This window comes from Stenotrophomonas sp. STEN023, from assembly GCF_056760135.1.
Genome location: NZ_JBRREF010000003.1, coordinates 86681 through 113249, shown reverse-complemented (window position 1 = coordinate 113249; position 26569 = coordinate 86681). Strand labels below are relative to the sequence as shown.

At 60.9% G+C, this 26569-nt stretch carries 27 protein-coding genes; 24 read left to right on the top strand and 3 right to left on the bottom strand.

What is annotated here, in order from left to right:
• From ACVOLV_RS01430 to ACVOLV_RS01415, 4 genes are all read left to right on the top strand, one after another.
• The coding region (locus tag ACVOLV_RS01430) for a cytochrome P460 family protein (protein ID WP_481552794.1) at positions 1 to 589 on the top strand (589 nt) is incomplete at its 5' end.
• A gap of 87 nt (positions 590 to 676) precedes the next feature.
• Positions 677 to 1690, top strand: a complete 1014-nt coding sequence (locus tag ACVOLV_RS01425; RefSeq protein ID WP_481528110.1) for a cytochrome P460 family protein — start codon at positions 677 to 679, stop codon at positions 1688 to 1690.
• A gap of 101 nt (positions 1691 to 1791) precedes the next feature.
• Positions 1792 to 2205 carry a cupin domain-containing protein gene (locus ACVOLV_RS01420; protein WP_279704280.1) on the top strand — a complete coding sequence of 138 codons (414 nt, stop codon included), beginning with the start codon at positions 1792 to 1794 and terminating at the stop codon, positions 2203 to 2205.
• Positions 2206 to 2842: 637 nt separating this feature from the next.
• On the top strand, positions 2843 to 3385 hold the full coding sequence (locus ACVOLV_RS01415; protein WP_481509472.1) for a MarR family winged helix-turn-helix transcriptional regulator: 543 nt from the start codon (positions 2843 to 2845) through the stop codon (positions 3383 to 3385).
• Positions 3386 to 3515: 130 nt separating this feature from the next.
• Here ACVOLV_RS01415 and ACVOLV_RS01410 read toward each other — a convergent pair whose 3' ends face one another.
• Entirely contained in the window at positions 3516 to 4733 is a 1218-nt protein-coding gene (locus tag ACVOLV_RS01410; protein ID WP_279704282.1) for a bifunctional alpha/beta hydrolase/OsmC family protein, read from the bottom strand.
• A gap of 279 nt (positions 4734 to 5012) precedes the next feature.
• On the opposite strand from ACVOLV_RS01410, the gene msrB reads away from it, so the two are divergent.
• From msrB to ACVOLV_RS01380, 6 genes are all read left to right on the top strand, one after another.
• Entirely contained in the window at positions 5013 to 5456 is a 444-nt protein-coding gene (msrB, locus tag ACVOLV_RS01405; RefSeq protein ID WP_481528109.1) for a peptide-methionine (R)-S-oxide reductase MsrB, read from the top strand.
• Between the two features lies 1 nt (position 5457).
• Complete coding sequence (gene msrA, locus ACVOLV_RS01400) at positions 5458 to 5952, top strand: peptide-methionine (S)-S-oxide reductase MsrA (protein WP_005411419.1); 495 nt, start codon at positions 5458 to 5460, stop codon at positions 5950 to 5952.
• A 187-nt stretch (positions 5953 to 6139) separates the two neighbouring features.
• Positions 6140 to 6844 (top strand): glutathione S-transferase N-terminal domain-containing protein, encoded by a 705-nt coding sequence (locus ACVOLV_RS01395; RefSeq protein ID WP_454259017.1) that lies wholly within the window; start codon positions 6140 to 6142, stop codon positions 6842 to 6844.
• A complete protein-coding gene (locus tag ACVOLV_RS01390; RefSeq protein ID WP_481528108.1) occupies positions 6841 to 7809 on the top strand; it encodes a magnesium and cobalt transport protein CorA in 969 nt (322 codons plus the stop codon). The genes ACVOLV_RS01395 and ACVOLV_RS01390 overlap by 4 nt, the downstream gene beginning before the upstream one ends.
• Positions 7810 to 7903: 94 nt before the next feature.
• On the top strand, positions 7904 to 8476 hold the full coding sequence (locus ACVOLV_RS01385) for a hypothetical protein (protein ID WP_481528107.1): 573 nt from the start codon (positions 7904 to 7906) through the stop codon (positions 8474 to 8476).
• Between the two features lie 95 nt (positions 8477 to 8571).
• Positions 8572 to 9021, top strand: a complete 450-nt coding sequence (locus tag ACVOLV_RS01380; protein ID WP_481528106.1) for a hypothetical protein — start codon at positions 8572 to 8574, stop codon at positions 9019 to 9021.
• Positions 9022 to 9131: 110 nt separating this feature from the next.
• On the opposite strand, the gene ACVOLV_RS01375 is transcribed toward ACVOLV_RS01380, so the two are convergent.
• Positions 9132 to 9623 carry a DM13 domain-containing protein gene (locus ACVOLV_RS01375; RefSeq protein ID WP_481528105.1) on the bottom strand — a complete coding sequence of 164 codons (492 nt, stop codon included), beginning with the start codon at positions 9621 to 9623 and terminating at the stop codon, positions 9132 to 9134.
• A gap of 3 nt (positions 9624 to 9626) precedes the next feature.
• Positions 9627 to 10097 (bottom strand): peroxiredoxin family protein, encoded by a 471-nt coding sequence (locus ACVOLV_RS01370; protein ID WP_054662478.1) that lies wholly within the window; start codon positions 10095 to 10097, stop codon positions 9627 to 9629.
• A 662-nt stretch (positions 10098 to 10759) separates the two neighbouring features.
• Here ACVOLV_RS01370 and ACVOLV_RS01365 point away from each other — a divergent pair.
• From ACVOLV_RS01365 to ACVOLV_RS01300, 14 genes are all read left to right on the top strand, one after another.
• A complete protein-coding gene (locus ACVOLV_RS01365; RefSeq protein ID WP_481528104.1) occupies positions 10760 to 11365 on the top strand; it encodes a sulfite oxidase-like oxidoreductase in 606 nt (201 codons plus the stop codon).
• Positions 11358 to 12104: an FAD-binding oxidoreductase gene (locus tag ACVOLV_RS01360; protein ID WP_481528103.1), complete on the top strand. Its 747-nt coding sequence runs from the start codon at positions 11358 to 11360 to the stop codon at positions 12102 to 12104. Before ACVOLV_RS01365 ends, ACVOLV_RS01360 begins: the two co-directional genes overlap by 8 nt.
• A 250-nt stretch (positions 12105 to 12354) precedes the next feature.
• Positions 12355 to 13635, top strand: a complete 1281-nt coding sequence (locus ACVOLV_RS01355; RefSeq protein WP_481528102.1) for a thiolase family protein — start codon at positions 12355 to 12357, stop codon at positions 13633 to 13635.
• A 225-nt stretch (positions 13636 to 13860) separates the two neighbouring features.
• On the top strand, positions 13861 to 14133 hold the full coding sequence (gene grxC, locus ACVOLV_RS01350) for a glutaredoxin 3 (protein ID WP_082393812.1): 273 nt from the start codon (positions 13861 to 13863) through the stop codon (positions 14131 to 14133).
• A 218-nt stretch (positions 14134 to 14351) separates the two neighbouring features.
• Positions 14352 to 14618, top strand: a complete 267-nt coding sequence (locus ACVOLV_RS01345; RefSeq protein WP_435751812.1) for a hypothetical protein — start codon at positions 14352 to 14354, stop codon at positions 14616 to 14618.
• 279 nt (positions 14619 to 14897) lie between these two features.
• The gene (locus ACVOLV_RS01340) at positions 14898 to 15428 is read left to right on the top strand and encodes a peptide-methionine (S)-S-oxide reductase (protein ID WP_435751813.1); all 531 of its coding nucleotides are present in this window, start codon (positions 14898 to 14900) and stop codon (positions 15426 to 15428) included.
• Positions 15429 to 15559: 131 nt separating this feature from the next.
• Positions 15560 to 16573 (top strand): zinc-binding alcohol dehydrogenase family protein, encoded by a 1014-nt coding sequence (locus ACVOLV_RS01335; RefSeq protein WP_481528113.1) that lies wholly within the window; start codon positions 15560 to 15562, stop codon positions 16571 to 16573.
• Positions 16574 to 16642: 69 nt separating this feature from the next.
• Positions 16643 to 17074 carry a GlcG/HbpS family heme-binding protein gene (locus ACVOLV_RS01330; RefSeq protein WP_481528101.1) on the top strand — a complete coding sequence of 144 codons (432 nt, stop codon included), beginning with the start codon at positions 16643 to 16645 and terminating at the stop codon, positions 17072 to 17074.
• A gap of 593 nt (positions 17075 to 17667) precedes the next feature.
• Positions 17668 to 19410: a hypothetical protein gene (locus ACVOLV_RS01325; protein ID WP_481528100.1), complete on the top strand. Its 1743-nt coding sequence runs from the start codon at positions 17668 to 17670 to the stop codon at positions 19408 to 19410.
• 416 nt (positions 19411 to 19826) lie between these two features.
• A complete protein-coding gene (locus ACVOLV_RS01320) occupies positions 19827 to 20987 on the top strand; it encodes a ComEC/Rec2 family competence protein (protein WP_481528099.1) in 1161 nt (386 codons plus the stop codon).
• A 58-nt stretch (positions 20988 to 21045) separates the two neighbouring features.
• Entirely contained in the window at positions 21046 to 23226 is a 2181-nt protein-coding gene (locus ACVOLV_RS01315) for a ThiF family adenylyltransferase (protein ID WP_481528098.1), read from the top strand.
• Entirely contained in the window at positions 23226 to 24287 is a 1062-nt protein-coding gene (locus ACVOLV_RS01310; protein WP_481528097.1) for a patatin-like phospholipase family protein, read from the top strand. Before ACVOLV_RS01315 ends, ACVOLV_RS01310 begins: the two co-directional genes overlap by 1 nt.
• 425 nt (positions 24288 to 24712) lie before the next feature.
• Complete coding sequence (locus tag ACVOLV_RS01305; protein WP_481528096.1) at positions 24713 to 25771, top strand: ComEC/Rec2 family competence protein; 1059 nt, start codon at positions 24713 to 24715, stop codon at positions 25769 to 25771.
• The gene (locus ACVOLV_RS01300; protein WP_454259260.1) at positions 25768 to 26517 is read left to right on the top strand and encodes a hypothetical protein; all 750 of its coding nucleotides are present in this window, start codon (positions 25768 to 25770) and stop codon (positions 26515 to 26517) included. Before ACVOLV_RS01305 ends, ACVOLV_RS01300 begins: the two co-directional genes overlap by 4 nt.
• The last annotated feature ends 52 nt before the right edge of the window (positions 26518 to 26569 follow it).

Genomic DNA, 26569 nt, shown 5'->3' with positions numbered 1-26569 from the left:
GGCAACATACCCCCGGCGGAAGCGGAGGCGGCGTACTACGCCGGCAACACGGGTCACGCCATCGCGGCGTGACTCAAACGAAATGGCCTCCGGAGAAGCCGGGGCGATTCATTTCCGGGAGATGGTCTTCATCGGAGCTCCTTTGACACCGCATGGCCTGAATGATGGAAAATCGAACTTCCCGGAATTCCACAATGTCTATGTCCAGCCGGCGGCGTTCAAGGCATACCGGGAAACCGGAAAGTGGCCGGAAGGCACGATGATGATCAAGGAACTGCAACTGGTTGACGATCCCAAAGGCGATTTCCCCGATGGCTCGCGCGTTTTGCCTTCTGGTCGCGGCTACTTCCCAGGTGCGGTTAATGGTCTGGATGTCTCCGTGAAAGACAGCAAGCGCTTCGCGGATACAAACAATTGGGGCTACTTCAACTTCAATCACGCACCCCCCCCGTATCTTGCGGAAGCAGCCGTCAAGCCGGTTGGTGAGTGCGCTGGTTGCCACATCGCCAACGCCGACGAAGACATGGTCTACGTCAAACTCTACGAATCGATCCTCGCCCCGCTACCTCTGCCTGTCGCTGCGAACTGACATGCATCGTCCATGCGAAGAGGGCTGTTATGGACTGCCCTCTTCGCGGGATGGGGAGCGCGCGGGAACGAAGTGGGGGCGAGTCGCATGAGCAGAATCGGTTTGCGGATGGCAGCGGGGAGCATTGTCGCGATCGCCGCACTGCTTTGCACAGGGGGGTGCAAACAGAGTGACCCCGTACAGGCGGAACTGGACCCGTACTCGTCTTTCGTCAGCAAAACAGGAGACATCGGGTTTCCGGCCAATTTCCCAAGCGGGTTTGTGTTCATTGGGTCCTGGGCGGTCACGGGTGATGGCGGAGTGGCAGACATCCACTCCGTCTATGCACGCCCCATTGACGTGGTTAACTTCAACGAGACCGGCAGATTCCTTGATGGCGCCGTGCTGGTTAAGGAAGTCACGTTGGCCGTTGGCTCCAAACATACAACCGGTAACGCGTTCTGGGCCAATGAGACCAAAACGTGGTTTCTGATGGTCAAGGATGCAAACGAACGCTTTCCATCGAATCCGCTGTGGGGTGATGGTTGGGGTTGGGCAGAGTTTGATCCAGCCACCAAGAAGCAGATATCGACCAATTACCAGGCGGATTGCAAAGGTTGCCACGTTCCGGCGATGCAGTCGGATTGGGTATATAGCTACGCTTACCCGGCGCTCGGCCCCAACGCCCAGGCAACGGTTCCAAAGGACATCATCGTCGGCGAGCCTGAAGCCGGTGCCGCCAGGCACGGCGGCGCCGGAGCGCAGGAGGCGGGCGGCGACGTCGTCGGCGTAGCGCAGGATACGGACAGCGACGTGGCAGCCGGCAAGGTCACGTTCGAGATTTATTGTTCCTCTTGCCACTCAATGACCCCAGGTGAAAGCGGGATAGGCCCTTCCCTGGCAGGCGTGGCGGGCCGAAAGGCCGGGACATCAGCCGGATACGCATACTCCCCTGCGATGTCGAGCTCCGAAGTGATTTGGACCGCAGAGAACCTCGCCAGTCATATCGAGAAGCCCAAGGAACTTATTCCTGGAAATCGAATGGGCGGCCTTTTCCCGCGGGGAGTTCAAGACGCGAAGAAGCGAGGGGAGATTGTCGCGTATTTGCTGGAAGCGAGGTAACTGCGCACTCCGCGCAGCGCATCTTTCCTGCACCCGCAAACTTCGGCACTGCGAAGGAAAGGGGCAGTAGGCGCCACCTTCATTCATTGGGACGAGAGATCGTGAAGACTCCAGACTTGGGCCCAGCGCCCCATGCGTTCGATCTCGAGAGTGAGACCATCAATAATCCGAACTATCGTTCGGTGAGATGGAGTGGCAGCTATCTGCAGTTGACCCTGATGTCCATTCCACCGGGAAGCGACATTGGCCTCGAGATGCACGCCGATACCGATCAGTTCCTCCGGCTCGACGGTGGACGGGGTCGGATCCAGATGGGGCCGCAGAAGGATGAACTCACCTTCGACCAAGAGGTGTCCGATGGATGGTGCGTGCTGGTGCCCGCCGGGACCTGGCACAACATCTCCAATATCGGCCAAGCGTCTATGCAGCTCTACACCATCTACGCACCGGCGCATCACAAGCCCGGGACAACGCACGCTACGGCGGACGCTGCTGGCGAAGACACGGGTCACTGACCAACCGCCTGGTCGATGCAACGGGCAGTCACTACGTGGCAAACGGGCAGCTAGTTCAGATTCCCTGCAAGACGCGCGGCTTGGGCAGCAGCTCCGCGTCCACGAGTCCTCACACGCTAAGGACAGCGCAGCGGCACATAATTGCGCGACCTCATTTCAGCGCTGCCCCTCATAGGCCATCCGCGCCGCCGCAATTTCCAAGTGCCTGACAAGCCACGCCTTGGCGCACTCATCTCGCTACGCCCTGATCTGATTCGGATCTGAAGCAAACCGTTACCCGGTTCCGCCGCGTACAGGAGGCAATGCCCCCTCCTTCCTCTTAGCAACTGGCTGCGTAATCCGCCGACCTGGTGGTCGGCCTCCCGAGGGCAGGGGGTCTGGCCAGCGCCCGTCCTCCGACGGGTCCAGTCATCGTTCGTATCTATATGCGGCGTGCATATAGTGTCTGGAGTGGATCAGGAGTCCATAGCTGATAGGCATTGCCAATACCAATCGCATCGGACGGGCTGGTCTCCGCGGGGTCACCCAACTCACTGTTTATATGCACAAAAGACAGGACGCATACGCTTAGCCCCTGTTCCCGGATGCCCTAAAAGCATCACTATTCCCTTGCAGTCTATGCGCGGTGGACATATATATGGTCTCCATGACTCAACTCCAAGATCGCAATGTCTTTGGGGCGTTCGCGCTGATGATCAGCGACGACGTCATTCGCGCCAGTTCTTCGCGTGCGCCCGAGGCAGGCCCCACCGCCTCGGCGCTGGCACTGCTAGCGCACAAGCCAGGCCTGTCAGTAGGTATGCTGGCCGCGGGCGTGGGTCTCTCCCATGCAGGAACGGTTCGACTTGTTGACCGTCTGGTCACGGAAGGCTTGATCGAGCGCCGGGAGCATCCCACTGACGGACGTACACGCGCACTTTATCTAACGGGTGCTGGCAAGGCGGTCAGCGACGACGTCTTGAACTCAAGGGACCAAATCATCGCCGAGGGACTGGCCGTTCTGACCCACGAGGAGATGAAGATCCTGGGCCAGCTCTCTGCACGTGTCCTCCGCGCTCGTCTTGAGAGTCTTGAACACTCTTACCGGATATGTCGCCTCTGCTGCCATGAGGGGTGTACGGACTGTCCCGTCGACGCAGAGTTGCTCGATCGAGGTATTGCTGCCGGTCGAGAGGTGTGAAATTGCAGTCGCGCACGTGCCCCATTGAGAAATAGGTCCAGCTAAGGAAGTACGGTAGACGCAAACTACATCCGTAACCCACTTGGCGTAAAACGGCCGTGTTAATGGACGCAGCCGGTAGGCGCTTGTTTCAGTCTGGCGCGGGTACCGCAGTCTCAGTGCCGCTTGAAAGCTCCGTCTGAACGTCAGAACCCCGGACTAGGGTCAGATCAACCGGGCATCGATCAGCGATCGCGAGAATCCGAGCACGCTGATCATCGTTCAGCGGGCCATCGAGGGTGATGGTGCGGGTAAATCGGTCGGGCGGCATCATGCCCGGCACCCTCTCGTGCTGCACAGTCGTGCTCGCCCGTTCGAGCGGAAAGCCCTTGCGAATTGCGTAGACACGCATGGTCATGACCGTACACGCCGCCAAGCCGGCAGACACAAGCTCGTAGGGAGATAGTCCGGTTCCTAGACCGCCGACCGACGCTGGCTCGTCGGCGAAGAACGTATGCTCGCCGCTACGGATCTCGAGCTGGAATTTTCCCGCAAGGGTTTCGGTGGCGACAACTCCCTTCGCAACCTCGACCTGCGGAAGATCAGTCTTGAGAAGTGGAAGGAAGCGGCTCGCCCAGGCGGCCACCATAGCCGAGGCGTAGTTCGCGTCGGCAGCACTCGTAAGCAGGTGATCCGCTGTGTCGAGCGAGAAGAAGCTCTTGGGATGTTTGGATGCGACGAAGATGCGCGACGCGTGGTCGATGCCGACCACCTGATCCAGCGGAGAATGCATGACCAGCACAGGACGCCGGAGCGATGCGATGGATTTCTCGATGTCAAACGCCTCAACCGCCTGTAGGAAGCTGCGGCGAACCACGAAGGTTCGGCCAGCAATCTCTGCTGATGCCTCGCCCTCGCTGGCGATGGTATCCAGGTCAATCGGCCGGAAAAAACGCAGGATATGCTCTAGGTCGGCGGGAGCGCCGATCGTCGCCACCGCCGCCACGCCAGGCAGCTCGGCCGCGGCCACGATCGAAGCGGTTCCACCCAGGCTGTGCCCAACAAGCAAGGAGGGCGGCATCCCCGCCTCCGTCATCGCCATTGCGGCTAAACGAATGTCCTCGACGTCCGACGCGAAGCTGACGGGCTCTACCGACCCGGCTCCAATGCCGGCGAAATCAAATCGCAGAACACCGATACCAGCACGAGACAATGCGCGAGAGATGTAAACGGCAGCGCGGCTGTCCTTTCCGCACGTAAAGCAGTGCGCGAAGATTGCCCAGCCACGCGGCGTTCCCTCCGGCGGTTCAAGATGCCCGGAAAGCTGGGAGCCGCCCACGCCAACAAACGCAAACTTAGTCTCCGCCATACCAACGAACCTCCTGCAGACGGCCGGCGGTTGCGCTCCCAAGGCACCCGAAGAGCCTCATCGGGGCGCTCGCCAAACCTGTGATGGTCAACTCAAGGTATCAGCAGCGGGCGACCTGCGGCGAACAAAAGTGAATCAGATCGCGAAGTGCTTCAATGCTATCGCCGCGATACGTTGCACGTATTGGATAAATCCAAGGCGCGCTGCGATAGTCGTCGCACTGACTAGGAACACAAACGACAGTTTGGCTGCCCCACTGGATGCGTAACGGAGGCTATCGTGAAGTTTGAAAAGTCAAAGACAGCGTTGGACCGTCTCACCCCGGAGCAGCATTGGGTCACCCAAAACGCGGGTACCGAAAGGCCATTCACGGGCGAACACAACGACAACAAGAAGCCTGGCATCTACGTCGACGTCGTGTCTGGAGAGCCGCTCTTCGCATCGACGGACAAGTTCGATTCTGGCACCGGCTGGCCCAGCTTTACCAAGCCGATCGTTCAGGCCAACGTGAACGAGGTTCAGGACGGCGCCCATGGGATGAGGCGGACGGAAGTCAGGTCGGTACATGCCGACAGTCATCTTGGCCATGTGTTCCCGGATGGTCCGTCCGACCGCGGCGGCCTTCGGTACTGCATAAATTCCGCGTCCCTTCGGTTCATCCCGCGTGACGAGATGGCCGCCCAGGGATACGGCGAGTATCTCGATCAGATCAAGGAGGCTTAACATGCATCAGCGCGCAGTTCTCGCGGGCGGATGTTTCTGGGGCATGCAAGATCTCATTCGCAAGCAGCCGGGCATCGTCTCGACACGTGTTGGTTACACCGGCGGCGATGTTCCCAACGCCACGTACCGCAATCACGGCACGCATGCCGAGGGGATCGAGATCATCTTCGACCCGGCAGTGACCAGCTACCGGAATATCCTGGAGTACTTCTTCCAGATCCATGATCCGACCACAAAGAACCGCCAGGGCAATGATCGCGGGCTCTCTTATCGGTCGGCCATCTACTACGTCGACGCGGAGCAGAAACGAGTCGCCGAGGACACGATCGCCGATGTGGATGCCTCCGGGCTATGGCATGGCAAGGTGGTCACCGATGTCGAGCCGGTGAGCGATTTCTGGGAGGCCGAGCCGGAGCACCAGAACTATTTGGAGAATCGGCCAGGCGGCTATACGTGCCACTTTCCCCGTTCCAACTGGGTTCTTCCCAAGCGCTAAAGCGGGGGGCTTGTGCGGGCATCGGCCGGGGCTGAGGCAGAACCGTCTTCGCGGGTCGCGACCTGAGCCCCCGCCCTCCTCGCAGTCATCGATAACCGCGCCCTTCTTCGGCGCGGTTATCGAACCCAGTGCTGATAGGGTTGAGTTCTCCAGTCCCCAGCCATCGCATCACCAGGATCGCAGAACCATGTCAGATCTCTCGTCCTTTCCGGTCACGAAGCGCTGGCCGGCATCTCATCCCGAGCGCATTCAACTCTACGCATCTCCCACGCCCAATGGCGTCAAGGTCTCGATCATGCTGGAGGAGACCGGCTTGCCGTACGAGCCCCACTTGGTCGATATCTCCAAAAACGAGTCAAAAGATCCGGCGTTCGTGTCCTTGAATCCGAACGGCCGGATCCCGGCAATCATCGATCCTGCAGGGCCTGGCGGGAGCCCCATTGCGGTTTGGGAGTCCGGTGCCATCCTCATCTACCTGGCCGAGAAAACCGGCCAGCTCATCCCAAATGCACCCGCCAAACGCTACGAAACTCTGACGTGGGTGTTCTTCCAGATGTCCGCCATCGGGCCGATGTTCGGCCAGCTAGGCTTCTTCCTGCGCTGGGGCGGGAAGGACTATGAAGATAAACGCCCACAACAGCGCTATATCGACGAATCCAAGCGACTCCTAGGGGTGCTTGATCGCCAGCTGGAAGGGCGCGAGTGGATCGTCGATGACTATTCGATCGCGGACATCGCAACGCTGGGCTGGGTAAATGCGCTGGTTGAAACCTACGCTGCCGGCGACATCGTCGGCCTCAGCGAATATTCGAATATCCAAGCCTGGCTCGGTCGTGGGCTAGCTCGACCAGCTGTACAGCGGGGTCTGAAGATCCCTGCGAGGCCGGCATGAGCATCGTTGCCGCCTGCTATTACAACGAAGGTAAGCGAATCAGGGACGTCGCGCTCGACGAGCACGTTCAATGGGATAAGAGTCGATCGGACTTCTGTTGGATCGCGCTACACGACCCCACTGCCGAGGAGCTTCACGCGATACAGACGACCTATCAGCTCCATCCGGTGGCCATCGATAATGCGATGCACCCGCTGTGCCCGCCCAAGCTCGAGGTCTACAACGATGAGCTGTACGTCGTCGCCCAGACCGCCGAGCTGGTAGGCGACACGATCCGCTACGGAAAGATGGCAATTTTCACCGGTCACAATCATCTCATCACCGTAAGGCACGGCCACGCCGGAGAGCTAGGTACCCTTCGAAAGCAACTCGAGGCTTCGCCGGCGCTGTTGGGAAAGGGCGTCGACTACGTGTTGCACGCGATCCTGCACCGGATTGTCGACCAGTATCTGCCCATCTTTGAAATGATCGAGGATGACGTCCTGGCAATGGAAAGGCGGTCACTTGGCGACTTTCTCGGACGAGAAGACGTCGCCCGCATCTTTGCACTGAGATGCGAGCTCACCCACTTCCAGCGTACGCTCGGAGCGATGGCCGAGTTGGTCAGAAAGCTGGTTCGCGGGCACTTTCCCTGCATCAGCGCCGATGTGAGGCCGTACTTCAACGATGTCGCGGACCACGTTGATCGCGTGCAGACCATGGTTAACGGTCTGCTTCAGGTCCTGTCATCTGTCTTTGAGTTCAGCAGTCTTCTGGAAGCGCAAAGGATGGGTAGGATCACCCGCCAGCTCGCGGCTTGGGCGGCTGTACTGGCAGTTCCGGCAGCAATCGCTGGAATATATGGCATGAACTTCACGCACATGCCCGGCCTGAATGCGACCTACGGATTCTTCGTCGTGATCGGGCTCATTGCGACGTCCTGCCTCATCCTCTTCTTGCGCTTCAAGAAGGCAAAGTGGCTTTGAATTCTGTACCCCAACATCTCCGCCGTCCTCCGGCAGTCCACAGCACGCCCCGTGCGGGCGCACGCTCCATTCAACGCGAGATGAAGGCGCCTCAATGAACACCCAAGTGACCGATGTCATAAGCGCAGTGCAGTCGTACGTCGCCAAGGGATACGACCGCGAGTATCGTGTCAAGGATGGCCATCTCGTCGATCTCGAATTCGGATCGAAACTGGATGCTTGCTCCATGCGTGTGGACGCTGCGCTGCGCCTGGAGAGTGGGGACGATGCGGAGGATGCTTCAAACATCTACGCGATCACGGACCCAAATACGGGGCACAAGGGACTGCTGATCGACGCATTCGATGTGTTCGACGAGATTTGCCATGCGGACTTTTCCGAGCAGCTTTTGGCACATCGAGAAACGGTGCCGACAGGGGACCAGGATGTGCCGAGCAAGCACGGTCTGCGCAAGGTCTACAAGCGCGAGTTTGAACAAGAACCCGAGCGTTACGTCCTTCGGGAAGGCTTCCCCGACTTTCCCGCATGTCCCTTCGGCGGTGCCTTCAGCATCCTTGGATTTGATACCGCAGAGCAAACCTATGTTTGGCTTGTCACAAGCATCATCCGGGACCCCAGGTTGATACGAGCTCCTTATCAAGGAGAGGACTTTGTCAGCGATGAATAGCCGCGTGGGCGGGGTGACAAAGCTCAATTACGCGGCGGTCCCCGGCGAGTCCTGACGGGCAGACGGCTCCAATAGCGATACAAGGCGAGGTGATTGTGAACTGGAACAAAGACCACATCAGAGAGACGATGCTGTCGTTGGAAACGGCGGCCTTGAAGAGCGCTCGAGACACGTATCTAGGCTACGTGTCGACGGCTCGGCTTGATCGAAGCGAGCCAATCGAGAATGACGAGCACGCTCAGGCGGAAATCGCGAGCGACCTCGCGGAAGGGCTTGATGACAAGCTCCATGACTATGCGGACAAAATTGAAAAGCTTGAAACAATCGATTTCGGGCCGAAGTCTACCGTCGTCGAGGGCGCTGTCGTTAAGTTGTCCGGCCGCTACTTTGTGGTTGCCGTTTCAACGAGCCAGTTCAATTGTCATGGGCAGGTGCTTATGGGCATCTCCACCATGGCGCCGATCTTCCAGGCCATTGAAGGCGCACGTGCGGGCGAGACCGTGCAGTTCAACGGCCGGAAAATCACCGTAGAAAGCGTCGAGTAGGTCGACTCCCAATCTGCTGCCTGGCTCGTGCTGAATCCGGGGCGAGCCCTCTGAGAACCAGCTATCCCAGGCCGGGGTCACACCCCGGCCTGCGGGATCCGACACGCTTGTCAGCCTTGATCATGACGCGAGGCCTGGTACTCCGCGGCACTGATGAACTGGCTGAATGATTCGCACCAGATGACGACCGTGTTGTAGTCGCGAACATCAATGCCGGTCGGCACATCCACGAGAAAGCCGTTGAACGTCTTCACATCGCCCACGCGGCGCGATACGTCTTTGACCCGGAGAAAAGCTTCCTCCGTGTCGACAAAGCGTGGGGCGAGATAGAGCTTGTAGTCGGGGCCTGGGGCTAGGCGCCCAAAGTGCGCAATGTGACTGCGCGATACACGCACCTCGCCTTCGCCCCAGTGGAGTCCATTGCTGCCTTTGAGGTCGCGCACGAAGCGCCCTGCGTAGAGCGTTTCCGCGGCGACCCGATCAAGTACCTCTTCATCCGGTGCTTCCGGAGCTGTCAGGATAGGCAGGGCATAGATGCCGCCGCCAAAACCTAGCGCGAGCACCGCTAGGTGGGTAGTGGTCAGGGTGAGCCATCGCCGCATTGACTATCCCTGCTCCAATGCCTTCACGAGTCGACCCACATCCAGGCGGAAGTCCGAGAGAATAATCCGACCACCCGCGTCGATGACCGTGAACCATGGCGTTCCTCGGGTTCGGTAGTCCTGCATGAACGTCGGATGCGTCGATCCCGCCGGGGGCTCGTCGTGACCAAATGCGACAGGAAGCGCGTACTCGACCTGGTTCGGTCGCAATCTCTCGAAGGTGTTCTCGTGCGCTCCTTCAAATACGGTTTGGATCACAGCAAATCCGACGCCCTGGTCGCTCAAGACGGCATGCAGCGCTTGGAGTGTCGGGAACCCATGAGAATGGCAGCCACCGCACCAGTCTTGGAATGCGAACAGGATCTTCGGTCCTGCACCCAGATCCGACAGTTTGAGAGGTGCGATTTTCTCTCCGTCGGCGCCAATCCATCGCTGCACTCGAAGCTCAGGTGCTTGTCGTTCGGACACGTTCATTAGATTCTCCACCGCTGATGTAGATGCCTGGCAAATGTCCGAGCGAGCAGCCCTAGCCGATCGCTCGAAGGCCCCTGCGGTTTGTCTCACGTACGCTTGATCCGCCAAGTCGGCACTTAAGCCGAGGCGTTCTCGGGAATCGTAAGAACCGCGCCTGAGACTATGAAGGTAAGCGCGAAACATTTGAAATAGCTTCGCGACATAGGCTCCATGCCTGATTGCCGCAAGGCGACGGCGCAGTTTGGTCAGCGGCGCGCCATCGAGAAATTCAGCTTTGCACGGCGCTGCATTGACCGAGCGTCCACGCCGGGGCGGAACATCAGGGGCTGTGCGGCATGAGCGACATTCCCCCGTTCCATACCGCCAAAGGAAAGGGACGCTGTCGGCTGTTAAGACGCTGACCGGGGATAGGCCACAAATCCCTGCCTAGGCTATCGAATACATAGCCCGTCGCTATTGGGCAATGGTGTCGATCGGATGCTACGGTTTCCAGGCGATGCGCGTGGCTCGCTGCGTCGGGGGAAGGTAGCTACTGATATTTGGCATCCGCTATTCTGGCCCTCACCCGGTTGCCCGTCCGGCAGCGACCTGTGCGAAGGGAATGCACAGTGGTTCGTGATGAAACCGGTTCCTTTCTGTCGTGACACGTAAGGAGGTTCGCCATGGTCACCAGAGGATTCACTGGCCGCGGTTCGGGCAGCAATCAAGCGGATCGGGTTCCGCCTGGGCAGCATCTCGAGCAAGGCTTTCCGGTCCTGTCAGCCGGACCCACGCCGCTCGTTGATACTGCCGATTGGAAATTCACCGTCAAGATCGGCCCGAAGCCCGCCAAGGTGTGGAACTGGAACCAGTTCAACGCCCTGCCGAAGACCAAGGTGACTCGGGATATTCACTGTGTCACGTCTTGGTCCAAACTCGATACCGAGTGGGAAGGCGTGCTGATCGAGGACGTTCTTGCGGACGCCGGCCTTGACCGGCCCACGGACTTCGTACTGGCGCACTGCTACGACGGGTACTCGACAAATGTTCCGTTGGTGGATCTGCTTTCGGGAAAGGCGATGGTTGCGCTCAGCTACGCCGGGAAGCCACTGCCACGCGACCATGGGGGGCCTGCGCGGCTTCTGGTGCCGCACCTTTACTTCTGGAAGTCAGCCAAGTGGGTGAATGCTCTGCAGTTCACAACGCGTGACGAGGCCGGTTTTTGGGAACTGCGCGGCTATCACATCTACGGCGATCCGTGGCGCGAGCAACGGTACAAAAATGACTGACAACGGCGATCAGCAGATACCGTGGCAGTCGTGCGTGATCGTCGGGATCGTGCAGCGAACGCCGACCATCAAGAGCTTGTTCCTTCGGCTGAGCAGATCATTTGTGCACATCGCAGGGCAGCACGTCGACGTCAAGCTGACCGCGCCCGATGGCTACAGCGCAATGCGTAGCTACTCGATCGCGTCATCTGCAAATGCAAGCTCGATCATAGAGATCGCTATTGAGCTTTTGCCCGATGGTGAGGTGTCGTCCTTTTTCCACGACGTCGCAGCCGTCGGGGACGAAATAGAACTTCGTGGTCCGCTGGGAGGCCATTTCCTTTGGCCAGAGCCTGCCGCAGACGCCGTGCTGCTGATCGGGGCAGGATCTGGCCTCGTGCCGTTGATGGCGATGATTCGTCAGCGCCGCGCACTTGCCCAAACGGTTCCGACAGCGTTGCTCCTCTCCGCGCGAACCGCAAGGGACGTTCTCTTCTCGGAAGAGCTTCATTCGATCGAGTCCAGCGATCCGGCCTTCCTTATGGCTTTGGCAATTACGCGGGAGCGACCGGCCCGCGGCTTGGACTATGGGCGACGGATCGACGGCGCCATGGTCCAGGAGACCCTGGCTCGGCTCGACCGAATGCCTACACACGTATTCGTCTGTGGATCCAACGGCTTCGTCAATATCGCGACGGATGCGGTTCTGCTGGCAGGCCTGGATGCCTCCAATGTCAGAACCGAGCGTTACGGCGGCTAGTGGGGGATCAAATTCAGGCTCTCTGGGTCTGGACGTCTAGCTCAGGATTCAGGCTGAAAGTTCTTGCCGATGGCAGATGCAGATTGCCGTTCCCATTTTGAAGAGGCTCAAACAGATTCTCCGGTGCTGGCAAATAAAGTTCAGATAAACGATCCCTGGACCCGTTGCACCCGCGTAAGCGCTTAGTACCTATCTAGTCGCACCTGATGCATCCAACCCCTCCGCAAGTTCAAGAACGTGGGAGACCAACATGACTCGCTTCGCCGGACCCGTTTTCGTAGCCGCTGGCCTTCGAACCCCCTTCGGCCGCGGTGGAGGGGCGTTGTCTGCCTATGACGCTGTCTCTCTGTCCGTTCCGGTTGTAAAGGCGATGGCAGCCCAGGCGGAGCCAGATTTGCTGGTCTGGGGGACCGTGATCCCAAACATGGGCTGGAGCAACATCGCCCGCGAGACCTGGCTTGACGCCAAGCTCAGTCCGACGGTACCGGCGTTCTCAGTCGTCCTGGCCTGCTCTACCAGCATGACGGCCACCTTCGCGGCGGCGGGGATGCTGGGCGGGGGGACGGAACTCACGATGGTCGGCGGGTCCGAAGTCATGAGCCGCCCTCAAATCGCCCTGACGGCAGATGCATCAAAGCGGCTCACGGATCTGTTTGCGCGCGATCCCGCGGCTGCACTTGGCGCCCTCCAGGCCCTTACCCCACGCGACTATCTGCTGCCCACCAAGGGCTGGGCCAACCGGATCACCGGCCGGACCATGGGCGACCATATGGAGGAGACGGCCAAGGCTTGGCAGGTCACACGCGAGGCGCAGGACGACTGGGCGCTCAAGAGTCACCAGCGCGCCGTGGCGGGATGGGAGCGTGGCTTCTTCGACGATCTCGTGATCCCGCTGCCGGAGCTGGCGCGCGATGCGAATCCCCGGGCTGATACGTCGCCCGAACGGCTTGCCGCACTCAAGCCGGTCTTTGATCGCGACAGCGGAAAGGGGAGCCTGACGGCGGGCAATAGCTCCCCGATCACCGATGGCGCTGCCGGCTGCTGGGTCGCCACCAAGGCCGGACTGGCCCGACTCCCCACGGGCACGCCCTACGCGCGGCTCGTGGACTACGAGGTGTCTGCGGTGGATTTCCATACCGAAGGTCTGCTCATGGCGCCGGCGTATGGGATCCCTCGCCTGCTCGCCCGGAATCGACTGAGCTTCGCCGACATCGGGCTCTGGGAGATCCACGAGGCCTTCGCGTCCCAGGTCCTGGCGAACGTGGCGGCTATTTCCGACCCGGAGTGGGTGCGCACAAAGGCCGGCGTCCAGGCGGCTATGGGCGATTTCAATTGGGACCGTGTCAATCCCAACGGAGGCTCGGTCGCCATTGGGCATCCGTTTGGCGCGACCGGCGCGCGTGACCTGAGCCAGGCGGTGAAGGAGCTCTGGGCCATGCCTCCTGGCTCGCGCGCGATCGTCAGCATTTGCGCCGACGGCGGTCAGGGCACGGTTGCACTCCTCGAGCGCCCATGGATGGGAGATCAGTAAATCGACCGCGCAAGCATGCTGACGACCGCCGACGTGCTGGCGGATAGCCCAAAGTGGTCCAACGGCTGAGGTGACATGCGAACGACCCGCTAGCGGCATCCCGGAGTGACTTTGGGTCTGCGAGCTGTGAGATGCCGTACGACGACTCCACGGCAGGTCTATGACTAACCCCCGGGTCTGGGCGCGACAGGCCCTGCCTCCACTATCGACTAAGGGATACGTACCGTGAAACCAGACGTTCTCGTGTACACCAAGAGCTGGTGCCCGTACTGCCGACGGGCCATGGAGCTGCTTAAGGAGAAAGGCGTGCAATGGAAATCGATCGATATCGGGTCGGATCCAACCCGCCGGCAGGCCATGGTCGAAGCATCGGGCCGAGGCACCGTGCCGCAGATCTTCATCAACGGCACTCATGTCGGTGGCTGCGACGACCTATTTGATCTTGATGCCGCGGGCGGACTTGACGAGCTCCTCGCGCGGCCGCCACCTCAAGACTGAGCAACTGCAGTCCGGGCCAAGCAGTTCGCAAAGACCGTTTCGGCTGTCCGCAGTGATGGGATAGTCCAAGGGGATGGGATGTCTGCCAGGAAGGCACGACTGCAATGGGCTTGGCCCCTGCCTCTCGGCTGGAGGGCTGCCCCCGGTTTACTCTGCTACAGCTGCCACGAGTTCCTAGAAGCAATGTGCGTTCTGACGATCAACACGAGTGAGCTGAGATGGAGCACACCGAGTTCGATGCCGCCTTCAAAGCGATGCGGGAGGGATACGCCGAGGGCGCGTACGAAGGCCGCCGTTTCGGCGTGACCGTTAAGCGATCCGAGGATGGTCGTCGCAACAGCCTCTTTGCAAGGGAGTTGGCGGGGACAGACATTGTCAGCTTCAATCTCTATCGGGTTGCGTCAGATCAGACGTCACTCAAGCCCTGCGAAATGTCCACCCAAAAGGTCGTGGCATTCGTGCTGGGGTTTCGTCCTGACCCCTGACGGGCGATAGGACGCCCAGGCCACGGGTCCGCATGAAGATGCCAGCGCACCACGGCGCCGCGTGCCGCCAAGGGTATAGAAGGCATAGACGTTGGTTATTGGACTTCGGACGGATATGAACCCATCGTCTAAACGTTGCCGTCGCTGGGCGGAGCGTCGCGTTCTGCCCCTGCAAGCCATAGTTCAGAAGGAATAAGCGATGACGCACAGGCGTCCTGCCGCCGGTCCGAGAAATGATCTGCGCAAAGCCACGCGTCGAATTGCACCGAGGTATGAACTGTGACCATCGCAAAGGCTGGCTTTGGCGGGGGATGCCATTGGTGCACCGAAGGCGTGTTCCAATCGTTGCGCGGCGTCAGTCAGGTTGACCAAGGATTTGTCCAATCAGACGCGCCGGCAGATACCTGGGCAGAGGGCGTAGTCGTCACCTTTGATCCGACAGTAATTCAGTTGGAAACGCTTTGCGAGGTGCACCTCAGAACGCACTCCGCGACGAGGGCGCGCTCCCCTCGAGGCAAGTACCGCAGCGCGATCTACCTCTTTGACGATCATCAGCGGCTTGAGGCCGAGCGAGCTATTGCCAGTTTCGCCGACCAGTCAGGCAAGCCCGTGCATACCCTCGTGATTCCGTTCAGAAGCTTCAAGGCGTCGGACGAGCGTTTCCAGAACTACTATCGAACCGATCCGAGCAGACCCTTCTGCCGCCTCTACATCGACCCCAAGCTGGATCTGATCCGCCAACACTTTTCGGAGTTGGCACTCCCTGGAGCGACCGCGCCGCAGGCCATTGAAGGTGGCGATGGCGCGTAGGTCCAAAGCGGGTATTCGGTGCGCGAAAGGCCATGAGTCTGAAGCGCAACCGAGGGAATAAACATGATTACTTCGAAACGCGCCACAGTTCTTCCTACTGCAATCGCACCTTAATCAAGCTGGAGACACCCATGAAAGCAGTCGGTTACAAGGTTCCGGGACCCATCGCCGAGAATGCCTCGCTGGTTGATATCGACTTGCCTCGGCCTGTCTCTGCGGGACACGACATCCTGGTCGAGGTGATGGCCGTCTCCGTCAACCCAGTTGACTACAAAGTTCGCGGCAGCTCACCGCCCGCGGATGGTGATTGGAAGGTGCTTGGATGGGATGCCGCCGGGATCGTGCGCGAGGTCGGCTCGGACGTGACGCAGTTCAAGGCCGGCGACGAGGTCTATTACGCCGGATCGATCACGCGGAGCGGCACCAACGCGCAGTTCCATCTCGTCGACGCCCGGATTGTCGGTAAAAAGCCCACGTCGCTGGACTGGGCAGAAGCGGCGGCGCTGCCGTTGACGACGTTGACGGCATGGGAGGCGATGTTCGATCGCCTGGATGTGGCGAAACGGGTTCCGGGTGCCGCCGCCGCGATCCTCATCATTGGCGGCGCCGGCGGCGTCGGCTCGATCGCCATCCAGATCGCCCGTCAACGCACGGACCTCACGGTCATCGCCACCGCCTCTCGGCCGGACACCCAGGCGTGGGTGAAGGGGCTCGGGGCACATCATGTCATCGACCATTCCCGACCCCTCGCGGCCCAGATTTCCGAGCTCGGCATTGGCGCTCCCGCTTTCGTCTTTTCGACGACGCATACCGAGAAGCATGCCGCCGACATCGCCGAACTGATCGCCCCGCAAGGACGGTTCGCACTGATCGACGACCCCAAGGTATTCGACATCATGTTGTTCAAGCGCAAGGCGGTGTCGATTCACCACGAGCTGATGTTCACAAGGTCGATCTATGGCACGCCCGACATGAGTGAGCAAGGCAAGATCCTCGATGCGATGGCCGTGCTGGTGGATGACGGCAAGATCCGAACGACGCTGACCCGGAAACTGTCGCCGATCAATGCCGCCAACCTGAAGACAGTTCACGCACTCATCGAAAGTAGTACGTCAATTGGCAAGATCGTCCTCGAAGGCTTCTGACGACTACCCCCAAATATCCTTCCAACCCAAATAGAGCCGGCCGGATCTCCCGCCGGCTAAGGAAATCAGATGGCCAAGTCCATTGCTACCGCATCGATCAACCGCGAAACCGCAGTCGCACTCATTGCGGCGGCGCTCGCCGCGGCACGCTCAATAGGTATCCCAGCTGCCGTTGCCGTCGTCGACGCCACCGGCAACCTGCGCGCGTTCGAGCGCACCGACGACGCACCGTTCCTCACCGTTGATGTTGCCATCGACAAGGCCTGGAGTTCCGCCTCGTTCGGGTACCCGACTCATATCTGGAACGACTACGTGACCAAGGATCCAAAGGTGGCGCCGCTGGCCTATCGCCCCCGGATGGTCGCTGTCGGCGGCGGCTATCCGATTCTGGAAGACGGGAAATTGATCGGCGGGATCGGCATCTCCGGAGGAAACTATCAGCAGGATCAAGATGCTTGCGTCGAGGCACTCAAGAAAATCGGTTTCCAGATACCTGCCTAATGACTGTGAGGCCATCGCCGGTGGCGATGGCCGACAGATCCGACCTTCAAAGTACCGGGGTCATGGCTCGCCATGGCGCTACGACTGCCCTTGAAATTGCTATGTCTCGCTCTTCGCAATCGATCTTCAACGTGGATGATGGTTCGCTGGCGCCCGGGCAACGCCCGGGATCGTCTGTGGGAGCGTAGGTCGTTGCGAAGGCCTCCCGACCGCCCCGTCGACGCGACGCCGCGAGCAAGTCGCTTGCCGTTGGCGGACACGGTTCGTGTTCAAGAGGACGCCCTGCGTGCGGCTGCGTTCGTCGAGGTCTTCGTCAATCCGGTGAGGGGTCAGATTCTCATGTTCGCAGCCCAGCACCCTGGCCTGACGATCTCGGATTTGGCCTCGCTCACCGGGGTAAGTCTGTCGACTGCTTCGCTGTACGTGACCCAGCTTCGCGCAAGTCACTGGCTGACCGTGGATGTGCTTGGTCGCGAAAAGCGCGTTCGCGTTGCCCTGGAGCATCGGCAAAAGTCCATCACGGTCCTACGGCAGATGGCGACTCGGTTCGCGTCTGAGGGTTAGCACGGGTGTCCCGAAGCGCGGTCGTGCAAATGAAGGAGCTGCCTGAAGGCGACGCCACCTATGAGCTGCGCTGGCTAGGCGCGCTGCAACTGGCTGACTCCCGTCAACGGCCCCTTGAGATCCATGCGCTGCTGGCGGCGGAGTCAGGTCAGAGGGTGAGACTTTGGCTGCCGCTGGACCGCATGCCCCTTCTGATGCTCGGTTCGCGGTGGCATCGCAAGGCCGCTGTGGCCGCGGCCGACGCGCCTCGGGATATCGAGCCTCTCTTGTCGATTGGCGCCACCTGGGTCTGCCCTGACTCGGCTGGCGACGTCGTGCCGGAGGACTGGCTTGGCGGGCGATTTCCCCACCCGTCCGGTGGCTGGCAGTTCTGGGCTGCGGACGGAGCGCAATACGTTCTCCCCGTCAGCGAGCTCATTCGCACGCACTACGTCTTCGACCCTCGATTGCTGCCCAGCATTCTGGGTGGGGTGAGCGAGAGCATGGCCCTGACGGGTCGCTCGCGCCAAGCCTGGCATCCCGATCAGTGCCGGTGGATGGATGGGCCGGGCGGCACCGCCCAGTTCCGGATCTCGCGCTTCATGAGCAATGAAGGCGCCTTTCGGCTGGCCAGACTATGGTTCTCAGAGCCGGGACGGCGCGGGCTCTCCTTGCTGTTCCACGCCTTCCGCCGATTGCGCGTCACCGGTTCGTCGCCCGCACCTGGCTCCCAGCGTACCGGCCTACCCCGGGTGGAGATTCCGTACGCCGGGACGGCGAAGTGGAAGGTGATTACCCGCGAGCTGCCGGGTGCGCCGGGAGGGCCACGGCGCTACCTCATCGTCGCGTTGACCCAGCACAGCGCCCAGCCGCCCTGGCGGGAGCTGGTAATTGACGATGGCATTGTGCGCCGCAAGCCGGCAGGCACCGAGGACCCGGGCGCGGCCGTCTCCCCGCCTTCGTCCGGCGTCCCCTTTCGGCTCGAGCCGATTCCCAAGCCGAACGTGACGGTCGCGACCTCAGCCACCGATGGTCGCTACAACCCGCTGCGCGCCAGAGACGTCCAGACCCTCGATCTGGAGGCCGATGCCTTCAGGTCCACCCGCAAGACCGCCAGCGAAGTCGGCCCGGGCGCCGCCGACCCGCGACGGCCTGGGTTTCGGCCGGTCGACAGTGGTGGGACCGATGTTCCCGGCAGCCACGCGGCCAACATTCCCGTGGTCCTGCCCGGAAATCAGATGTCTCCCCTCCCTGGGGACTACGCCGTCCCGTTCGGCCGCGATCTGCGCCCCGTCTTCGAAAAGGTCCTGACACACCTGCAGGACACGGTCGATCCCCGCTGCGTGGGGCGCTTTCTCCCCTCCCGGGAGAAAGCCCATCGTTTTGAACTCAAGGCCACCAGCGCGAAGACACCCCAACGGCCCGCCACCACGCCGGATCGGCGCATCAAACCCAGGCAGCTGCTCATCTTCGAGCTGAGGTGCCGGGACAAATGGCTGTATCTGATCGAGCCTACGCGGCGAAGCCGCAGCGAACGATTCCCCATCGGAATCGTCTATCGCACCGACTGGGTGGGCTTCCTGACTGGGGACATCGTGGACGTCGCGAGCGCCTTCGAATTCGCGATCCGGACCCGGCGCGGCTGGATCAATCATCTCTGTGAATTCCACTCTGTGCTTCGTGCCATTGGCGTTGACCATCCCCCTGCCGACCTCGGATGGGATGCCCGAGAGCCTGGTCTCGTCGACAGGCTGGTGGGAGCCATCGCCGGAGCGATCCAAGAGGACGACTAAACCTGATGACGGGCAACGCCCGCTACGGGCCGGCAGCGGCGTCCTCACGGGCGTGATCTGCCCGCTTGCGGTGCCGCTCTACTCCCCAGGAAATAAACGAGGTCATGCGAAGCAGAAGCCACGAGAGCATCAACAGCCCATTGTTATGGACGGCGTCACCGGTGAGTAAGCGATGGCTATACAGATTACGAAGGCTCAAACCGGCCTCCTCGGTCAGCCGTTGGGATTGAAGGCAGCAACCTCTCGGCGCCGGGAGTAGGGAGCACGCCCCTTGAAACGCGAATTGGGCATCCCCAAGCGATTGGGTGTCACCCCAGGCCAACGCCCCACCCCTTGGGGACGGCTGTCTCAGGCGGTGCGACGTCCGTGGGTTACCGTCATTCTGCAATTCGCCGACTCGGCCCCGGGAGGGCCCCATGAGCAGCAAACATCAGGTCATCTTCTACCCCGTCGGCAACGGCGATACCACCCAGATCGTGCTCGCCCTCGGGCGGCGCATCCTTTTCGACTTCTGCCACCGCTACAAGGCGGAGGACGAGGCAACGCCGGAGATTGATCTCAACAAACGACTCAAGGCCGACCTTGCTGCGGTCGATCGCGACTACTTCGACGTCGTTGCGTTCACCCATGCCGACGCCGACCACATCAGCGGCAGCACCGAGTTCTTCGAGTTGCAGCATGCCGCGCGATACCAAGGCGACGGGCGCATCAAGATCCGGCAGCTCTGGGTGCCGGCGGCGATGCTGTTGGAGGAAGCTACCCGGGAGCAGCAATCCGAAGAGTTCGTGCTCCTGCGACAGGAAGCCCGCCATCGCCTGCTCGAGGGACGCGACATCCTGGTGTTCTCCAAGCCCCAGGCGCTGATGGACTGGCTGGAGCCGCTGCTCAGGGCCCGGGGCGAGTCGCCCTCGGCACGCGACCACCTGTTCGTCGATGCCGGCACGCTGGTCCCGGGTTTCTCGCTCGCCGTGGACGAGGTTGAATTCTTCTGCCACTCGCCCTTCATCAAGCATTGCGACGACGGCGACATCATCCGCAACTCTGCCGCGCTCGTGTTCAACGTGCGCTTTGAGGTGGACGGCGCGTACTACGACTATCTCGAGGTGGGCGACGCCGAGTACGGCGATATGGAAGAGATCATCGAAATCAGCCGATACCACGGCAATGAAGACCGGCTTGAATGGGACCTCTTCAACATCCCCCACCACTGCAGCTACCGGGCCCTGGCGGACGAGAAAGGCGATCAGGAAACCACGCCGACGCCGCTGGTAAAGGACTTGTTGCGCAAGGGACGGGCCGATTCTTACATTGTCAGCTGCAGCAAGCCGGTGCCTGACATCGCCGAGTCGTACCACCAGACGCAGCCCCCTCACATCCAGGCGCGCAAGGCGTACGAGCGCTACCTGCGCGAAGTTGGCGGGCGTTCCTTCCTGGTGACCATGGAAGAGCCGAACGCCTACAAGCCGCAGCCCATCGTTTTTGACATCGAACGCGGCGGCATCACTTGGCAACGCGCTACGACGCTTGGCGCCGCCGCAATCATCGCCTCGCGGCCGCCGCGCGCAGGTCGCGGCTGAAGTGGAGTTCTACACGCTGGACCTAGGTAAGGTACTCGCGGGTCCGGAAGCTCTGACCTTGGCACGCGCCATCGCCCTCCAGGAAGCGATGTTGCGCCACCGCGACTTCGTACCCGTAGGCTGGTTGCGGTTCCCGCCTAAGGACCGCGTGGCCCGCGAGGCCGTGCTTGTCGACGTCCAGACCCACGGCGTGCCAAAGCACAATGCGTACGGCCTGAAGTTCCAGGAGCGACTCGCGATCGTGGTCACCGACGAACCTGGCGCGCTTCCCATGGTGTACGCATTGCGCAAGGGGTTTCCGCGCCTTGCGCACCAGCACCAGGAGCCGCAGGGCTCCCCCGCGCAGCTGTGTCTGTACTTTGAACCCCCGGAGACCGTGCTGCGCACGTGGACGCCGCAGCAGTTCCTCCGCCGCATCCAGTGGTGGATGGAAAAGAACGCACGCGGCGAACTGCACTTGGCGGACCAGCCGCTTGACCGTCTGTTTTTCACCTCGAAGTACGAGCTGGTGTTGCCGTGGAACTTCGATGCACTTGTCAGCCAGGGCACGAAGTTCATGCTGGTTCGTGCCGCCAGCCGGCCCGACGGCGGCGACACCCTGCGCCTGACCCCCAAGACTTCCGAAGCGCGTGCGACCGGCCTGCTGGTGGATCTCACCTTGTCGCCGATCGTCGGCGGCGCCGTCGAGTTGAATCCGGCTACGCTCGGTCAACTTGAGGACTTGGTCGTGATGCGCGGGGCATCGCTGCTTTCGGCGTTGACACCTCAGCTCCAAGCCTTGGTCGATGCGCAGGGGGTCGTCACTCCCACCGAGAACGCATTCACCGTCATCTTGCTCCATGTTCCTTTGTGCCGCGAGGAAGGTGCCGCTCCAGAGCGCATCGATCATCGCGCATTCGTGCTGACGGAGGATGCGCTGGAAATCGGCCTAGCCACCGGAGCGTTGATGCGCCACGAGGGCAAGATCTTCAGCGCCATCGGTGTTCTCGGCCAACAGCCGCCAACGACCTGGCGTGACCTGCTCGTGCAGCCCCTGGAGGTCCTCAACGAGAACACGCCCCACCTTGCCCGCGCCCAGTCTGGCTTGGCCTCCAACGACGATCCCTCGGGCGTACTCGTCGGTGCGGGATCGCTGGGAAGCGCGCTCGCGATGCTGTGGGGCCGCGCGGGATACGGCCTGTGGACGGTCGTAGATAAGGATCACATTCGTCCTCACAACTTGTCGCGTCATACCGCGGAAGCAGATCAAATCGGCCAATCGAAGGCCGCGGCCGTCGCCCTGTTGCAGGCGTGGGCCGACCATGGAGCCGGTCCGATGACTTCGCTGGTGGCGAGCGCCAGCGATCCGCAGCGCAAGGACGTCCTTGGGGCCCTGCGGACGGCCGACTGGGTCGTCGATGCATCGGCGTCGCTGGATTACCCCCGGTACGCGAGCACCCTGGAAGGTGTGGCGCGACATGTGTCTGCCTTCTTCACGCCCAGCGCCGGCAGCGCGATTGCCTTGGTAGAAGATGTGGCGAGATCGATCCGCTTGCGAACCCTTGAGGCGCAGTACTACCGCGCCATCATTCAAAGCGACTGGGGTCGCGAGCATCTGGGAGGCCACCTCGGTGCATTCTGGAGCGGCGCGGGGTGTCGTGATATATCCATGGTGCTGCCCTATTCGCGGGTGATGCTCATGGCAAGCCTACTGGCCGACGATCTGCCCCGCTTCAGGGCGCAAGAGGGCGCGGCGATCCGGGTTTGGAACCGCCGGGCGGATGGCGGCGTGGACGTCCACGACGTCCCGACCTTCCAGGAGCGATCGTTTGAGGTCGGAGACCTGCAGGTTTATCTGGATGCCGGCCTGGAGCAGGAACTTCGCACTTTGCGCATTGGTGCCCTACCGAACGAGACTGGCGGGGTACTGCTGGGCTACTACGACTTCACCGTCCGGGCGCTGGTCCTGGTGGCCGCGCTTCCGGCGCCGGCCGACAGCACCAGTACGGCAGGATCGTTCGAACGTGGTGTCGACGGTCTGAAGGAGGCCGTCGGGGAGGCATCGCGCCGCACAGCCGGGGTCGTCGGGTATGTCGGTGAATGGCACAGCCACCCTCGGGGCCACTCGGCGGCGCCCAGCTCGGACGACGTGTACCAACTGATCCACCTGGCATTGGGCATGGATGCAGATGGCCTGCCCGGGGTGCAGCTGATCGTCGGCGAGAACGACATCCGGGTGCTCTCGGGAGCCGTCGGCTAATGCGGTGGCCTCCGACGAAAGACATCGCCCTCGTGCTCTCTGGCGGAGGGATCCGCGCCATGGCCTTTCACCTCGGCGTGCTGCGTCGCATGGCAGAGCAGGGCCTCCTCGAGCGCGTCTCGCATCTGTCGAGCGTGTCTGGCGGCAGCCTCATCGTCGGCCTGGTGCTGTTGGAGAACGACCTCAAATGGCCGAGCTCGCAGGCGTTTCTCGATGAGATTCTGCCTAGGTTGCGAGTCAGTCTCTCTCGACGAAGCTTGCAGTGGGGCGCCCTCCGGCAATTGGTCCGACCGCGGAACTGGCGCTTCATCGCCTCGCGCGCCAACCTGCTCGCGGCGGCGCTAAAGCACGAGTGGGGCGCCAAGATGCCCCTAGGGGACCTGCCCGCATGCCCGGAATGGTCCATCAACGGCACCAATGCCGAGAATGGTCGTCGATTCCGCTTTAAACGCCATGATCTCGGCGACTATCTCACCGGCTACGCGGATGCGCGGCGCTATCCGTTCGCGGACGCGATGGCGGTTTCCGCGGCGTTCCCGGGCGGCTTCGGCCCGCTGAGTATTGAGACGAGCAAGTTCACCTGGAACAAGCGCGAATGGGATGCCCCGAAGGGGAGCGAAGCCCCGGTGCCACCGCTCTTTCAAACGATCCATCTATACGACGGCGGGGTCTACGACAACCTCGGCCTTGAGCCGTACTTCGATGCCGGACGTAACGCCGCCAAGGTGGAAGACCTTTACATCCTGGTCTCCGATGCCGGGCTTCCCCTTGGTAGCAATGCCCTCGGCCGCGCAATCAATCCTTTCCGTCTCAAGCGCGTGGCCGACATCATGTCTGACCAAGCTCGCGCACTGCGGGTGCGAACGTTCGTAAATTACATACAGCAAGCCCCCGAGCGAGGGGGCTTCGTATTCATTGGCTGCCAAGTACAGGGGATGGACGCGGCCCTGGCGGATCGCGCCAAGGCCTTCCCCACGACGCTTCGTCGCCTCAACTTGACGGAGTTCGACGACTTGGTGCGCCACGGCGCAGAAGCCGCCGAAAACGGCCTGGGGGCTTAGTGGGCTGGGGCGGAATAACCACTGCGTGCCTGCACGGACGAACATCCGACACAGGTGCGCACAGGACTGGAAAGTCTAGTCCCGGGGTCGGACACGTGGGAACCGAGGATCGCAACCATTGCTGCGACCGGCCTACTGCCTAACCCGGGGTGACACTTGAGGGATTCCCCAACTGTTCGTTGGATTGGCCCCGATAGCCTGCTCTAAAGGACAAACCTGGGATTCAGGGAGGAACCGATTTGCTTCCGAATTAGCAGATAGGCGGCAAGTGGAACTCACATGGCCGGAATTGCCGCGGAAGCCGTAACTTGAAAGTGGGAGGTCACAGACCCGAAGCTCCGCAGCAGTTGTGCCTAAAGTCGATGCCTGAGCTGCGCACACAACTGACGCACGGACTGATTGAACCATCGAAGCAGGGGAAAGGGATGGACTTTGAGATTGACTTCTTGCCCGTAGGGGAAGGGTCTGGGGATGCCATCGTAATTAGGTACGGCGAGGCTGGTACCGGATATTGGCTACATGTTGTCGATGGCGGTAGCACAAAAACTGCTCAGACAATCATCAATCACATAGACACGTACTATCCAGGCTATCGCATCAACCACATGGTGCTTTCGCATGCGGACAACGATCACGCAGCTGGCCTGGTGGGGGTGATGGAGAGGTTTGAAGTCGAGCATTTGTGGATGAACCGACCATGGCTCTACGCTGACCAGATTCTTCACCATTTCCACGGAAACTTCACGCTCCAAGGGCTGATTGACGACATCAAAGAGCGGCATCCATACCTGGTTGAAATTGAGACGCTAGCAACTCGCAAGGGCACCGTCATTCACGAAGTGTTTCAGGGGCAAGTGATCGGAGCGTTCACAGTCCTTTCGCCGACCAAGGACCGCTATGTCAACTCGATACCAGATTTCGGGAAGACACCGGACAGATACACAACCGAAGCGACGGCTTCACTCTCCGTGCCACTGCTTAAGTCCTTGCTCGCCCAAGCCAAGAGAGTTCTTGAGACCTGGGACATTGAAACACTTGCGAACAACTCGGTGACAAGTGCATCCAACGAAAGTAGCGTTGTGCAGTACTCCGCGCTCGATGGAGATGCTGTCCTGCTAACGGCCGACGTCGGCCCCTTGGGGTTAACGGAAGCCGCCGATTACGGTCATCAGCTTGGCCTCGCTAGGCCAGTATTCGTGCAGGTCCCACACCATGGAAGCAGGCGCAACGTTACCCCTTCTGTCCTGGATCGGTGGCTCGGACCAAAGCGGACCAAGGGGACAATCATCGGGTCCGCAATTTGCTCAGTGGGGTCAAGCAAGACTGAATATCCCCGAGCTCAAGTCACAAACGCATTCATGCGGCGAGGATTCGCGGTTTTCTCGACTCGAGAAAAATGGCTGTCATGGTCAAAAGGCGGCGGCCATGCTGGTGCAGTTCCGGCAACTGCGGAACCCTTCGCTGATGAAGTGGAAGCGCCTTGATGGAGCCAACTAAGTTCTTTGACGCGTACTCCATCCGTGCACGGCTTTTCCCGGCCGTCATCGCGGCAGCTCCGGCGCTTGCAGCCATTGCATTGCTGGTTTCATGGAGCACACTTGGATTATCTAACGCCATCGCGTCTATTGGCATGCTTGCGCTCATGTTCGCGATCGCGGACCTTTCGCGCGCACGCGGCCGAAAGCTCGAGCGCCGACTATATGCTGACCATGGCGGCCTGCCATCGATCACCATGTTTCGGAGAAGTGACAAAACCATAGATTCTGGTTTGAAGGATCGGTACCGAACATTCTTGGCCGACCAGCTCGGGGTACAAGCGCCCGATGCAGAGGTTGAGCTGCTGGATAAGTCGGCCGCAGATGGCTTCTACGATCAGTGTGGGGCGTGGCTCCGCCAGAACACTCGCGATTCGAAGCGGTTCTCCATCCTATTCGCGGAAAACATTACGTATGGGTTTCGCAGGAATCTTCTTGGCGTCAAAACTATCGCGCTATGGCTAAACGCCATCGTCGTCGGCGTTTGCCTGCTGTTTCTCTGGCGATTGGGATTCGATACAGCTGGCCCTGTAGGTAGCAGGGTGGGCTTGGTTTTGATCGTTGCGGTCGCACACGCTGGCTATATGCTTCTTGCCGTCACACGAGGGGCTGTCTGGGATGCTTCTCAAGCTTATGGCCGGGAACTGATACTTAGCTGCGAGTCCTTTCTTGCTCAACCTAAGGATGCACGTTAGGCGAGTTGATAACGATCTCGTGCAGGCCAAATCATTCGTTACGTCAGCACGC

What these genes read in the sequence shown, in the direction of transcription:
- ACVOLV_RS01330 (WP_481528101.1), top strand. Translation starts at nt 16,643, where the DNA reads ATGGCCAAGTCCATTGCTACCGCATCGATCAACCGCGAAACCGCAGTC.
- ACVOLV_RS01425 (WP_481528110.1), top strand. Translation starts at nt 677, where the DNA reads ATGAGCAGAATCGGTTTGCGGATGGCAGCGGGGAGCATTGTCGCGATC.
- ACVOLV_RS01410 (WP_279704282.1), bottom strand. Translation starts at nt 4,733, where the DNA reads ATGGCGGAGACTAAGTTTGCGTTTGTTGGCGTGGGCGGCTCCCAGCTT.
- ACVOLV_RS01360 (WP_481528103.1), top strand. Translation starts at nt 11,358, where the DNA reads ATGACTGACAACGGCGATCAGCAGATACCGTGGCAGTCGTGCGTGATC.
- ACVOLV_RS01355 (WP_481528102.1), top strand. Translation starts at nt 12,355, where the DNA reads ATGACTCGCTTCGCCGGACCCGTTTTCGTAGCCGCTGGCCTTCGAACC.
- msrA (WP_005411419.1), top strand. Translation starts at nt 5,458, where the DNA reads ATGCATCAGCGCGCAGTTCTCGCGGGCGGATGTTTCTGGGGCATGCAA.
- ACVOLV_RS01395 (WP_454259017.1), top strand. Translation starts at nt 6,140, where the DNA reads ATGTCAGATCTCTCGTCCTTTCCGGTCACGAAGCGCTGGCCGGCATCT.
- ACVOLV_RS01390 (WP_481528108.1), top strand. Translation starts at nt 6,841, where the DNA reads ATGAGCATCGTTGCCGCCTGCTATTACAACGAAGGTAAGCGAATCAGG.
- ACVOLV_RS01415 (WP_481509472.1), top strand. Translation starts at nt 2,843, where the DNA reads ATGGTCTCCATGACTCAACTCCAAGATCGCAATGTCTTTGGGGCGTTC.
- ACVOLV_RS01305 (WP_481528096.1), top strand. Translation starts at nt 24,713, where the DNA reads ATGGACTTTGAGATTGACTTCTTGCCCGTAGGGGAAGGGTCTGGGGAT.
- ACVOLV_RS01335 (WP_481528113.1), top strand. Translation starts at nt 15,560, where the DNA reads ATGAAAGCAGTCGGTTACAAGGTTCCGGGACCCATCGCCGAGAATGCC.
- ACVOLV_RS01345 (WP_435751812.1), top strand. Translation starts at nt 14,352, where the DNA reads ATGGAGCACACCGAGTTCGATGCCGCCTTCAAAGCGATGCGGGAGGGA.
- ACVOLV_RS01325 (WP_481528100.1), top strand. Translation starts at nt 17,668, where the DNA reads ATGAAGGAGCTGCCTGAAGGCGACGCCACCTATGAGCTGCGCTGGCTA.
- ACVOLV_RS01365 (WP_481528104.1), top strand. Translation starts at nt 10,760, where the DNA reads ATGGTCACCAGAGGATTCACTGGCCGCGGTTCGGGCAGCAATCAAGCG.
- ACVOLV_RS01320 (WP_481528099.1), top strand. Translation starts at nt 19,827, where the DNA reads ATGAGCAGCAAACATCAGGTCATCTTCTACCCCGTCGGCAACGGCGAT.
- ACVOLV_RS01370 (WP_054662478.1), bottom strand. Translation starts at nt 10,097, where the DNA reads ATGAACGTGTCCGAACGACAAGCACCTGAGCTTCGAGTGCAGCGATGG.
- ACVOLV_RS01375 (WP_481528105.1), bottom strand. Translation starts at nt 9,623, where the DNA reads ATGCGGCGATGGCTCACCCTGACCACTACCCACCTAGCGGTGCTCGCG.
- ACVOLV_RS01310 (WP_481528097.1), top strand. Translation starts at nt 23,226, where the DNA reads ATGCGGTGGCCTCCGACGAAAGACATCGCCCTCGTGCTCTCTGGCGGA.
- ACVOLV_RS01385 (WP_481528107.1), top strand. Translation starts at nt 7,904, where the DNA reads ATGAACACCCAAGTGACCGATGTCATAAGCGCAGTGCAGTCGTACGTC.